The sequence below is a fragment of the Tritonibacter multivorans genome (genome assembly GCF_001458415.1).
Taxonomy (GTDB): Bacteria; Pseudomonadota; Alphaproteobacteria; order Rhodobacterales; family Rhodobacteraceae; genus Epibacterium; species Epibacterium multivorans.
The window spans coordinates 525,717-537,721 of sequence record NZ_CYSD01000012.1 but is presented as its reverse complement, the minus strand read 5'-3'; the positions used below and the strand labels follow the sequence as shown (position 1 = coordinate 537,721).

Below are 12,005 nucleotides of genomic sequence, written 5' to 3'. Positions count from 1 at the left end.
GGAAAATGACAAATTCGGATGATAGTGCGATCGGGTTGGGCCTATTGCTGCCCTTCCAGATCGCGCAATTGCACACTGCGCTGAACGCGCAGGCAAAGGTCATCATCTCTGCCTATGGTGATCTGAATCTTGCCCAATGGCGGATCGTTCGGGTTGTCGCCCTTGGCGTCGAAAGCACCACAACGCCGGTGCGCAAAGCGGCCGGTATAGACAAGAGCCAGTTCAGCAAGATGCTGGGCGCTCTTGAGCAAAAGGGTTACGTGGTGCTTCACCCTTACAAAGCTGACAAACGCCAACATGTGATCGAGTTGACCGACAAAGCGCATCTCGCCCACGCGCGGCTTGGGCCAGTGCTGGACGAACGCCAGCGGCATCTGGTGGCGACGCTCAGCGAAGAGGAGCTGTCCGTCATCTACAAGGCGATCAGGGTCATGGCAGCAGCTGCGCAAAAGACCGATTTCGACATCCCGATTCCTGCAATGGAAGAAGAATAACCTATGAAATCCTCCCCCAACCTCCTCGTCATCCTTTCGGATCAACACCAGGCGCGAGCCATGTCCTGTGCGGATCATCCGGTGGTGCAGACACCGCATCTGGACGAACTGGCAGCACGTGGCACACGCTTTACCAACGCCTACACGCCGTCCCCCATTTGTGTGCCGGCCCGCGCCGCCTTTGCAACAGGTCGGCAGGTGCATGACATTCGCAACTGGGACAATGCGATGCCCTACAAGGGAACGCCGCGCGGCTGGGGGCATGCGTTGCAGGACAAAGGCGTGCGCGTAGAATCCATTGGCAAGCTGCACTACCGCCACCAAGAGGACGACAGCGGCTTTGACGCCCAGCATATTCCTATGCATGTGGCCGATGGAGTCGGCATGGTGTGGGGCTCCATCCGCCGCGAAGACGAACGTGTTTACAACAAACACGTGCGGATGATGGGCGACACAATCGGGCCGGGCGAAAGCAGCTATACAAAATACGATCGCAGCGTCACGGACATGACCTGCGATTGGCTGTCTAAAACACAGGACAGCGCCGCGCCATGGTGTCTCTATGTCGGGCTTTTGGCACCGCACCACCCGCTGATCGCGCCTCAGGAATTCTACGATCTTTATCCGTTGGACAAGCTTCCGGCGGACAAGCTGCGGCGCAAGGATGGCTACGTGCGTCATCCCTGGCTGGACAAAATGGCTGACGCCATGGTCGCGGAGGACGGCTGGAAGGACGAAGAAGAGCGGCGCGTTGCGATTGCGTCGTACTACGGTCTGACCAGCTACATGGACCACAATGTCGGGCGGATCGTAAGCGCGCTGAAAGACAGCGGGCAGTTCGACAACACCACGATCATCTACTCAAGCGATCATGGCGAAAACCTGGGCGTGCGCGACCTGTGGGGCAAGATGAACATGTACGAGGAATCTGCCGCGATCCCGTTGATTGTCGCGCCAGCCCCCGATCTGGGGGTCGATCCCCGACCGACCAGCGCGACCACGACTAGCCTGCTGGACATCTCGGAAACGATCATCGACCACTTCGACGCCGCGCTTCCGGGCGAACGCCCCGGAACTTCGCTGTATGACATTGCCGCCTGCGAAGACGACACCGACCGCGCCGTCTTCAGCGAATACCACGCGATTGGCGCGGTGTCCGGCGAGTTCATGCTGCGAAAGGGCGATCTTAAACTGATCGAATATGTCGGCTTCGAGCCTGAGCTGTTCAATCTGGCCGAAGACCCAGAGGAACTGACCAATCAGGCGCAGAACCCGGCCTATGCGGATGATCTTGCCCGGATGCAGGCAGAGCTTCGCAAGATCTGCGATCCGGACGCCGTCAACACCGAAGCCTTTGAGGATCAGGACGCGATGATCGAGGCCTATGGTGGCAAAGAGGCTGCGTCGAAATTGGGGGCGCCTTCGGCGACGCCGCCGCCCGCCACCTGAGCGGCGTTTGGGACCATTCAAAACGAGGATCTGCCATGACGCAGGACACTATTTCTTTGGCTTTGTCTGAGCTGCGGGCTCTTTTGGGGGACCGTTTGTCCACCGGCCAATCCGTGCGCGAAATCCATGGCCGCGACGAGGCCTATTCGGAACCCGCATTGCCGGACGCCGTGGCCTTCCCCGACAACACCGAAGAGGTGTCGGCGATCATGAAGATCTGTTCGGCGCATAAAGTGCCCGTTGTGCCCTTTGGCATCGGCACATCGCTGGAAGGCCATGTGATCCCGATCCATGGCGGCATCAGTGTGGACACAAGCCGGATGAACAAGGTGCTGGACATCCACCAAAGCGATCTGGACGCGGTGGTGCAACCAGGTGTGACCCGCAAACAGCTGAATGACGATCTGCGGGCCACGGGACTGATGTTCACGGTCGATCCGGGCGCAAATGCCACGCTGGGCGGGATGACCTCGACCCGCGCGTCGGGCACCAATACCGTGCGCTATGGCACCATGCGGGAAAACGTTATGGCGCTCGAGGTTGTGTTGCCGGATGGCAGGGTGATCAACACAGGATCGCGTGCGCGCAAATCTTCGGCAGGGTATGATCTGACCCATCTGTTCGTCGGCTCCGAGGGCACCTTGGGTATCATCACCGAACTGACGGTGCGCCTGTTTGGACGACCCGATTCCGAACTGTCAGCCACCTGCGCCTTTGACACGATTGATGATGCGGTGAACACGGTGATCACGGCCATTCAAATGGGACTGCCCATGGCCCGGATCGAGCTTTTGGACGACGTGCAGATGAAGGGCATGAACATCTTCAACCCTGACCTGAACCTGCCCGAAAAACCGCATCTTTTCATCGAGTTTCACGGGTCTGAGGCAGGCGTCAAAGAACAGGTGGACCTGTTCGAAAGCGTCGCGGAAGAATTCGGCGTCTCCGGCTTTGACTGGGCCACAAAGCTGGAAGATCGCGAACGGTTGTGGCAGGCGCGTCACAACGCCTATTACGCGGGTAAGTCGCTGCGCAAGGGCTGCGAGGGGCTTGTCACGGATTGCTGTGTGCCCATCTCGGCGCTGGCAGATTGCATCGCCCGCACAAAAGAGCTGATCGCCGAATCCGGCCTGATCGCCCCAATCGTAGGGCATGTTGGTGACGGCAATTACCACCTTTTGATCCTGGTCGACCCGGACAATGGCGACGAAATGGCGCGTGCCAAGCAACTGGCATCCGATGTGAGCCGGACAGCGCTTTCTTTTGGGGGGACGGTGACGGGCGAACACGGCGTCGGGACCGGCAAGAAGAAATACATGCCAGAGGAACACGGAGAGGCCTACCTGCTTATGGCGCAGCTCAAGCAGTCCATTGATCCGCTGAACATCATGAACCCCGGCAAGCTGGTCTCGGTGAACTGACCGGAAACGCCGTGTTGTACTGCCAAACAGAACCGGCCCCCGCATGACAGACTTCACATCCAAAGTGCTGCAAGTGTCACTGGTCCTTGCAACAGCCATTGTAGGGGCTTTTGCAGCCCGTGTTATGGGCTGGCCTATTCCCTTCCTTCTGGGAAGTCTGGTGGCAACGGCGATCCTTGCGCTGACATTTGCCGCGCGCGCCGGCAGGCCGGTGTTCTTCCCCAAACCCCTGCGAGAGGTGTTCATTGCCGTGATTGGCGCGATGATTGGCACGACCTTCACGCCCGACGTGTTGACCATGGCGCCAACCCTTGCCGTCACCCTGTGCGCGATGATGGTGTTTGTCGTTCTCGCGCTGGCGTCGAACTATGCCATTTTTCACTATCTGGGCGGCTATGACCGGCCCACTGCGTTCTATGCAGCCATGCCGGGCGGGTTGATCGAAGCGGTGGAATTGGGGACGCAAGCGGGCGGCAATGTCGAGACACTGAGCATCCAGCATTTCGTGCGTATCATTCTGGTGATCCTGCTTGTTCCCTTGCTTTTTCTGGTGATGACCGGAGAAACGGTGGGCAGCGCCGCAAGCCAGACCCTTGAAAAGAGCGCCTCCGACTGGCGGGATTGGCTGATGGTGGCTTTGATCGCCCCCATTGGCCTTTGGATCGGCAAAGCCTCGCGATTGCCAGCGGCCCCGCTGCTTGGCCCATTGGTTTTAACGGCGATCCTGCAATCTTCGGGGGCCATTGATCTGGGCGGGCCCCCAGCACTTCTCAATTTGGCGCAACTGATCGTCGGCGCAAGCCTCGGCGCGCAGTTTGCCAAGACCACCCCACGACGATTGCTGTCGGCTCTCGCGCTTGGTTGTGTATCGGTCATGGTGACGCTTGCCATTGCTTCTGGGTTTGCATTGATGCTGGGACAGCTCCTTTCAATATCTTTCCAGACATTGCTGATCAGCTTTGCGCCGGGCGGGGTCACCGAGATGAGCCTGATCGCATTGAGCCTCGGTGTCAGTCCGGTCCTTGTCTCGACCCATCACCTTTTTCGCATATTGTTCACCGTGGGCCTGGCCGGATTTCTGTTCAAGCGGTTTGGCAATGGCCCAACAGACACTTAGGCTCACCCCATGACAAAAGACACGAAACAAGGCAGCTGCTGTAGCCCCGCCCGACGTGCTGGGGCAGACGCCCCGCCTGCCGCACCCATCGTGACCTGCGGCAGCCGGATACCAGAGGATGCCCTGCGCATTCCCGGCGGCAGGTCGCTGACGGGCACCAACCATCCCGAAATCCTGCATGACGGCGAAGACCCGTTCCGCAACACCCGCGTCACCCCTTTTCGCATCGGGGCAACCACGGTCACAAACGCGCAATTTGCCGCGTTCATCCGCGACACCAACTATCTCACCGAGGCCGAAAGATTCGGCTGGTCCTTCGTGTTCTGGATGCAGGTCCCAGAGGCGCTTGGCCCGACACTCGGCGTCAAGGATGTCGAATGGTGGCGCCGCGTGGATGGCGCCAATTGGCGCGATATCAACGGGCCGGGCACCATGGAGACCGCCTGGAGGCCGGACCATCCCGTTGTTCATGTGTCGTGGAACGATGCACAGGCCTATGCCAAATGGGCCGGGGGTCGACTGCCCACCGAGATCGAATGGGAACATGCTGCCCGTGGCGGTCTTGGCGATGTGCGCTTTCCCTGGGGCGACCGCGAACCCGATGACGCCACGTTCCAACCCTGCAACATCTGGCAGGGCGATTTTCCCAAAACCAACAGCGCCAAAGACGGTTTCGTCACCACCGCACCGGCTAGGCATTACGAGCCGAATGGCTATGGACTTTACAATGTGGTCGGCAATGTATGGGAATGGACGGCCGACGCCTATCGCATCAAATCTTTGAAGAAACACGTGCGCCAACGACTTGCAGCGATGAAAGGCTATAAACTGTCCAAGGGTGGATCGTTCCTGTGTCACGCCTCCTATTGCTATCGCTACAGGATCGCCGCCCGGTCCGGGACCTCGCCAGACAGTACCACCACCCACCAAGGTTTTCGTGTGGTCTGGTCGGAATAGGCAAGGTACCACTGCACGGCATTCTTTCGACCAACGCCGAACCTATTTGTCATGACGAATGCCGGAAACGATGGGCTGCGCTGCAGCGCTTACGCGCACCCATGAACGGCAAGTTTGGGCTGATTTTGTTGAAAAACTCGTCCTTGATCGAAGGGCTGTCGGCTGATTCAATTCCTGTAGGGATGGGAGGATCGACGATTATGGGACCGCGGCAGGAAGCGCAACCGGCGCTGTTCTACGAGTTCTCGCTTGAGGATCATGTTCCGCAAAACCACCTGCTGCGCTATATTGATCGATTTAAGGATCTGTCTGGGATCCGCACCTGCCTTGCCGATTTCTACAGCCATACCGGGCGGCCTTCGGTCGATCCGGAGCTCCCCATTCGGATGCTGCTGGTCGGCTATTGCTTCGGTATCCGGTCTGAGCGGCGGCTTTGCGATGAGGTGCATCCGAACCTGGCCTATCGCTGGTTTTGCCGCCTGGACCTCAGCGCCCGCGTCCCTGACCACTCAACCTTTTCCAAGAACCGGCATGGCCGTTTCCGTGACAGCGAACTGCTGCGGCACCTGTTCGAAACGACTGTCGCGCGGTGCATCGAAAAGGGCTTGGTCAGTGGCCAGCGCATGGCCGTTGATGCCAGCCTGATTGAAGCGGATGCCAACAAGCAGAGCTCTACGCCGAAGGAGGAGTGGGACGCCGGGTCGATCAATCCCGCCGACGCGCCCCGGGCCGTTCGCGAGTATCTCGCCATGCTGGATGAGGCTGCATTCGGTGCCGCCAGCGAGGTTCAGCCCAAGTTCACCTCCCATTCTGACCCGGCCAGCCAATGGACGGCGGCGCGCAAGGGACCGGCTTTCTTCAGCTATTCCGACAACTACCTGATCGACACGGACCACGGCGTCATCGTGGACGTCGAGGCCACCAGATCGATCCGGCAGGCCGAGGTTGGCTCGACGAAGACCATGCTAAAGCGCGTGAAGGCCAAGTTCGACCTTCATCCCGAGCACCTGATCGCGGATACGGCCTACGGCACTGCGTCTATGCTGGGCTGGCTGGTAGACCGAAAGAACGAACCCCACATCTCGGTCTTCGACAAGTCAGGGCGGAATGACGGGACATGGACCCGCGCCGATTTCGCGTAGGACGCCGAGAATGACCAGTACATCTGCCCTGAGGGGCACGAGCTGAAGCAATTTCGCAGGAACTATTCCGACCCGAACCGAGGTCCGACTGGCAAGGGGACGGCTCGCTATCGGGCTCTGAAAGAAGTCTGCCAGGCTTGCCACTCCAAGGCAAAATGCTGCCCGAACACTGATGCCCGCAAGATCACCCGCGAGGAACATGAAGACGCCCGACAGGTCGCCCGCGACATTGCGAAGACAGACCAACACGTCATCTCCATGAAGCTGCGGAAGAAGGTCGAGATGCTCTTCGCCCACCTTTAACGGATCCTGGGCATAAACAGGCTGCGATTGCGTGGACCCTGCGGTGCGAATGACGAATTTCTACTCGCCGCAACCGCCCAGAAACTCCGGAAACTGGCCAAAATCCTTCCTGCACCGCAGCAACCGCGAAAAGCCTGCCAGAAAAGGCATGCGCGCCAGGTTCAGCCGTCTTTATTCTGCGCCAGCGAACGGCTGTTTTTCAACAAAATCGGCTCAGAGCTGCTCTTTGCCGTAACGCGGAACCGTGGCGCAGCCGTCGCGCAGCATACCGCCCCAGCAACTAGCCCCACACAGCATTAGGCCAGGCCGCCCGCCTGACGACGGGCTGAGGTTTGGCTTGGGGGCTGCTGTTGCGCGATACACGGGCCAAAAACGGTGCCGCGCCGCGCGGATGCGCGGCGCGTGGCCCAACGGGAGGCGATCCTCTTTGGAGGATCTGCCGACGGGCGGGAGGGCTTGCCTTGCGCGCAGCGGCGGCGGTTTAGCGTGCCATCATGAGTTCGAGGTTCGCTTTCACCGCAGGCCACTCTGACGCGATGATCGAATAGACCGCGGTATCCCGGATCGTGCCGTTTTTCATAATTATATGCGATCGCAGGATCCCGTCGAGCTGCGCGCCGAGCCGTTCAATCGCCGCGCGGCTTTGCCGGTTCAGGCGGTGGGTGCGGAATTCGACCGAAATGGCGTCTTTGTCCTCAAACGCGTGGCGCAGCATCAGGAATTTGCACGCCGTGTTCAGACCTGTGCGCTGCACCGCCTTGCGGCACCAGGTGGAGCCGATCTCGACCCGGCGGCTGGCGTGGTCGATGTTCATATAGGTGGTCATCCCCACCGCGCGGCCCTCGGGATCCAGAATGGCGAAGGGCACCATGGTGCCTGCGTCCTGCAGGCCGAGGCGGCGGTCAATCTCGGCCTCGATCTGCTCGGGTGCGGGCACGGTGGTGTACCAGAGCTTGTGCAGTTCTCCGTCCGCCGAGGCCGCGCGCAGGTCGGCGGCGTGGTCTTGGGACAGAGGGGCAAGGGCGTACACGCTGCCTTGCAGATGGGTCGGGGTGAGCCAGAGTTTGGTCATATCAGGGCCTTCAACAGTCGTATCGTATCGTTCGACCCCTCAGATAAAAATAAAGCGGCCCTTTGCGTAGGGCCGCTTTTTGACTTTTTGACTTGTCCAATTTGACCTGTCCAATTTGGCAGGGCTGTTTTTCAGAGCGTTTAGCCGAAGACCGCAGTCAGCGCCTTGTCCACTGCATCGGTGATCTGGTCGATGTCATCCGCGGTTGCGATCAGCGCCGGGCTGAAGCAGAGCGTATTGTTGCGACCGGGGATCGAGCGGTTGGTGACACCGATGATCACGCCATGCTTGCCACATTCTGCAACCACCGCTTGGGCCTTGGCTTCGGGGACCGGGTCCTTGGTGGTGCGGTCGGTGACCAGTTCGCAGCCCTGGAACAGGCCTTTGCCGCGCACGTCGCCGATGACCTCGTGCTTCTCCATCAGCGCCTTCAGGTTCGCGTTCATGCGTTCGCCCATGGCGATGCAGTTCTCGAGCAGGTTTTCGTCTTCGATGATCCGCATGTTTTCCAGCGCCGCCGCCGGACCCGCTGTACAGCCCCCAAAGGTGGAGATGTCACGGAAGTAGTTCATCGGATCGGTGGCATCGTCTTTGAACATGTCAAAGACTTCTTCGGTGGTCACAAGGCAGGCAATCGCCGCGTAACCAGAGGCCACACCTTTGGCCATGGTCACGAAGTCGGGCTGGATGCCATAGTGCTGGTAGCCAAACCAGGTGCCGGTCCGACCAACGCCGCAGACGACTTCGTCGATGTGCAGCAGAACCTGATACTGCTTGCAGATTTCCTGCACGCGGTCCCAATAGCCTTCGGGCGCCTCAATCACGCCGCCGCCTGCGGTGACGGGTTCCAGACAAAGGGCGCCGACGGTTTCGGGGCCTTCGCGCAGGATGACCTTTTCGATCTCATTGGCGCAGGCAATGCCAAACTCGCGCCCCGACAGGGCCGCCAGTTCCGGACCCAGCTCGTGCTTGCGGTATTCCATGCAGTGCGGCACGCGGACGAAATCCGGTGCAAAGGGGCCGTATTGCGCGTTGCGTTCGTCCTGACCGCCGGCCGACATGGTTGCCAGCGTGGAGCCGTGGTAGTCGCGCTCGCGGTACAGGATCTTGGTTTTCTTGCCGCCGTATTTCTTGTGTGCGATCTGACGGATCAGCTTAAAGGCTTTCTCGTTCGCCTCGGAACCGGAGTTCACATAGTAGACGCGGGACATGCCGGGCATCTTCTCGATCAGTTTTTCCGCAAACAGCGCGCCAGGCACAGAGCCTGCGGCCTGAGCAAAGTAGTTCATTTTCAGAACCTGATCATAGACCGCCTTGGCAATGCTTTCGCGGCCGTAGCCGACGTTGACGGTCCAAACCGCGCCAGAGACAGCGTCGAGCCACTCTTTGCCGTTCTGGTCCCAGACACGCATGCCCTTGCCTTCGACAATAATGCGGGGGTCCGAAGTCTCGAACGGTTTGTGCTGCACCAGATGGTGCCAGACATGGGCCTTGTCGGCCGCAATAACATCGCTGAGATCGTTTTCCGAGAACGCGCCGTGCATAGCGAGATCCTTTCCCTGTAAGGCCGGAGCCTTCGTGAAAAGGACGGCCGATTGTTCATCTGTCTCCACATGAGGCCAGTTCGGTCCCGCTGAGTAGGGCCAGCCGCTGTGCTCAGATAAGTCCAAATATTTGACCGTATAGTCAAATTTATTCACGCAAACCGGGCATCCGGCAAGGGGTTTGCCAAAAAAATGAGCAACCACAGGGGGCGGCTGTCAGCCGACTTGGTCAATCCAGTCAAGGGATTGACCATGCGGGCCGGTCCGGGCAAGCGGCTGGCCGTTCCTGAGCAGCAGAAACTTGTCCGCATGGCGCGGGGTCTCAGGACCGGCGTATTGCGGGAACACGCGCAGCCCCTCATTGCTGAGCCAGACTGCCTGTGAATTGAGCATGTCTTGGGCAAATCGATCCCGCGCGGCCTGATTTTGGACATAGGTCAGGACGGCCGTGTGAAAGACCACAAGGGTCGCGCCCTGCGGGGCCTCTGCCATCAGCGGGGCAAGGTCGCGGGTCAGGTCACCGGCACAGAGGCGCGGGGGCGCGGCCTGCGCCACGGATATGGCGGCGCGCAGCCGGGCAAGACGGGCGTCCTGCCCTGGCCAGACCAGCGTTTCCAGCCAGGCCACATCCTCGGGGTTGTTCACATCCAGCGGGTTCAGATCCAGCCCGGCGCGCCAGACAATATCCGGATGCTGACGGGGCAGCGGCGCATTGGCGGATGTCTTGCAGGCAAAGACCGGGGGGGCGTATGGCACCGGTGAAACGGGCGGGCTCGTTCCACTGGGGGGCGCGGGCAGGGTCGCATGGCCCCAGTCATAGCCATAGGCATCCGGCAACAGGCACAGACCGGCAGAGGCGCCGACCTCGATCAGCGCAATGGGGCGCTGTGTCTGGTCCTGAATCTGGGCCAGCGCGGGCAGCAGGGTGGCGCAGCGGGCGGGTTCGTTGGTCTGGGTGGTGCGGGTCTGCATGACAGCGGCGATGTCGGCGCCCTTCTCGGTCAGGAGATCTTCAAGCTCTTCGGGCGCAATCACCCGCCCGGCGACCAGACGCAGGGCGGCCAGAAACAGGTTCGGCTGTTGCCGGTTGGCTGGCAGGGGGGCGAGAAACGAACAGGCCGAGGCTGAGGCGGCCACAGCCAACGCCAGCGCCTCGTATAGCGGCGCCTGACCCGCCGCCTCGGTGGTGGCAAAGCGGCGATAGCGGGCGGCGATCTGGGACGTCTGCGGTGTCATGGCGGCTGTCTCTCTCTATTGCGCTCACACTCTACGCTGTCGCGAATTTGCGCAATGGGCCTGACACTCTGCGGGGATGCTATCTGGGCAGGAGCTGTGGAAATCGTGAGGGGTACATTTTAGACGTCGCGTGGCAGGGCTGAGCTGGCTTAGGGTTGTGCCAAATCTGCCGTTTCGAGCGTCGAGGAGACCCGCCATGAACCAATACGCCAAAGCCAGCGCGCCCACGGGCGCTGTCCTCTGCGATCTGCGCAGCGATACCGTCACCCGCCCCGATGCCGCCATGCGCGCCGCCATGGCCGCGGCTGAGGTCGGTGATGACGTCATGGGCGATGACCCCACGGTGGCCCGGCTCGAGGCCACGCTGGCCGAACGTCTGGGCAAAGCGGCGGGGCTGTTCCTGCCTTCGGGCACGCAAAGCAATCTGGCGGCGATGCTGTCCCATTGCGGGCGCGGCGAAGAGGTCATCACCGGGCGCGGCTATCATGTGTTTAAATACGAGGCCGGCGGGGCCTCGGCCTTGGGCGGGATTGTGATGGATCCGCTGGAAGTGGCATCTGATGGCGGGCTGGAGCCTGCGGCGATTGCGGCTGCGGTAAAGGAAGACGACAGCCACCATCCGGTCAGTCGGCTGCTGAGCCTCGAGAACACCCACAATGGCAAAGCCGTGTCACTGGAGCGGATCCGCGTTGCGGTGGACGCGGGCCGTGCGGCGGGGCTGATGGTGCATCTGGACGGCGCGCGGCTGTTCAATGCGGCCACTGCGCTGGGAGCGGCTGCGGCAGAGGTCACGGCACCGTTTGATACGGTGTCGGTCTGCCTGTCCAAGGGGCTTGGCGCGCCGGTGGGCTCGGTCCTGCTGGGGCCTGACGCGTTTATCGCGCGGGCGCGGCGCTGGCGCAAAATGCTGGGCGGCGGGTTGCGTCAGGCCGGTGTGCTGGCGGCGGCGGGGCTGCACGCGCTGGACCACAACGTGGCGGGGCTGGCCGCAGATCATGCACGGGCCGAGGCGCTGGCCGGAACGCTGCGCGCCCTTGGCGCTGGTGCGGTCGAGCACAACAGCAATATGGTGTTCTTCACGCCGGACAGCGCGGTAAATGCGCAGCTTGGGGCAGAGTTGGCGGCGCAGGGCGTTCTGATTGCAGCAGGTGAGGCGGGGCCGATCCGCATGGTGCTGCACCGCGATGTGACGGATGAGGCGCTGGCGGCGGTGCAAGGTGGATTGCAGCGGTTTTACAGCTGACCAAAGCGCCTGCCGCAAAGGGCGCGC

General features: G+C 61.1%; 9 protein-coding genes and 1 pseudogene. 7 read left to right on the top strand and 3 right to left on the bottom strand.

The window, feature by feature from the left end; all coding sequences use genetic code 11:
- The first annotated feature begins 5 nt into the window (after window positions 1-5).
- The 6 genes and pseudogenes from TRM7557_RS03880 to TRM7557_RS03855 form a co-directional block, all read left to right on the top strand.
- Window positions 6-494, top strand: coding sequence for a MarR family winged helix-turn-helix transcriptional regulator (locus tag TRM7557_RS03880; RefSeq protein WP_058288876.1), 489 nt, complete (start codon window positions 6-8; stop codon window positions 492-494).
- A 3-nt stretch (window positions 495-497) separates the two neighbouring features.
- Window positions 498-1,943, top strand: coding sequence for a sulfatase-like hydrolase/transferase (locus tag TRM7557_RS03875; RefSeq protein WP_058288875.1), 1,446 nt, complete (start codon window positions 498-500; stop codon window positions 1,941-1,943).
- A 35-nt stretch (window positions 1,944-1,978) separates the two neighbouring features.
- Window positions 1,979-3,364: an FAD-binding oxidoreductase gene (locus TRM7557_RS03870; RefSeq protein WP_058288874.1), complete on the top strand. Its 1,386-nt coding sequence runs from the start codon at window positions 1,979-1,981 to the stop codon at window positions 3,362-3,364.
- A gap of 43 nt (window positions 3,365-3,407) precedes the next feature.
- On the top strand, window positions 3,408-4,481 hold the full coding sequence (locus tag TRM7557_RS03865) for an AbrB family transcriptional regulator (protein WP_058288873.1): 1,074 nt from the start codon (window positions 3,408-3,410) through the stop codon (window positions 4,479-4,481).
- A 9-nt stretch (window positions 4,482-4,490) separates the two neighbouring features.
- Complete coding sequence (locus TRM7557_RS03860) at window positions 4,491-5,438, top strand: formylglycine-generating enzyme family protein (protein ID WP_058288872.1); 948 nt, start codon at window positions 4,491-4,493, stop codon at window positions 5,436-5,438.
- A 197-nt stretch (window positions 5,439-5,635) separates the two neighbouring features.
- Window positions 5,636-7,003 (top strand): annotated as a pseudogene (locus TRM7557_RS03855) (IS1182 family transposase); the annotation flags it as partial.
- A 361-nt stretch (window positions 7,004-7,364) separates the two neighbouring features.
- On the opposite strand, the gene TRM7557_RS03850 reads toward TRM7557_RS03855, so the two are convergent.
- The 3 genes from TRM7557_RS03850 to TRM7557_RS03840 all read right to left on the bottom strand — a co-directional run bounded on the left by TRM7557_RS03850 (window position 7,365) and on the right by TRM7557_RS03840 (window position 10,735).
- Entirely contained in the window at window positions 7,365-7,955 is a 591-nt protein-coding gene (locus TRM7557_RS03850; RefSeq protein WP_058288871.1) for a GNAT family N-acetyltransferase, read from the bottom strand.
- A 140-nt stretch (window positions 7,956-8,095) separates the two neighbouring features.
- A complete protein-coding gene (locus TRM7557_RS03845; RefSeq protein WP_058288870.1) occupies window positions 8,096-9,499 on the bottom strand; it encodes an aminotransferase family protein in 1,404 nt (467 codons plus the stop codon).
- Between the two features lie 216 nt (window positions 9,500-9,715).
- On the bottom strand, window positions 9,716-10,735 hold the full coding sequence (locus tag TRM7557_RS03840; RefSeq protein ID WP_058288869.1) for a DUF2332 domain-containing protein: 1,020 nt from the start codon (window positions 10,733-10,735) through the stop codon (window positions 9,716-9,718).
- A gap of 196 nt (window positions 10,736-10,931) precedes the next feature.
- On the opposite strand from TRM7557_RS03840, the gene ltaE reads away from it, so the two are divergent.
- Window positions 10,932-11,978 (top strand): low-specificity L-threonine aldolase, encoded by a 1,047-nt coding sequence (ltaE, locus tag TRM7557_RS03835; protein WP_058288868.1) that lies wholly within the window; start codon window positions 10,932-10,934, stop codon window positions 11,976-11,978.
- The last annotated feature ends 27 nt before the right edge of the window (window positions 11,979-12,005 follow it).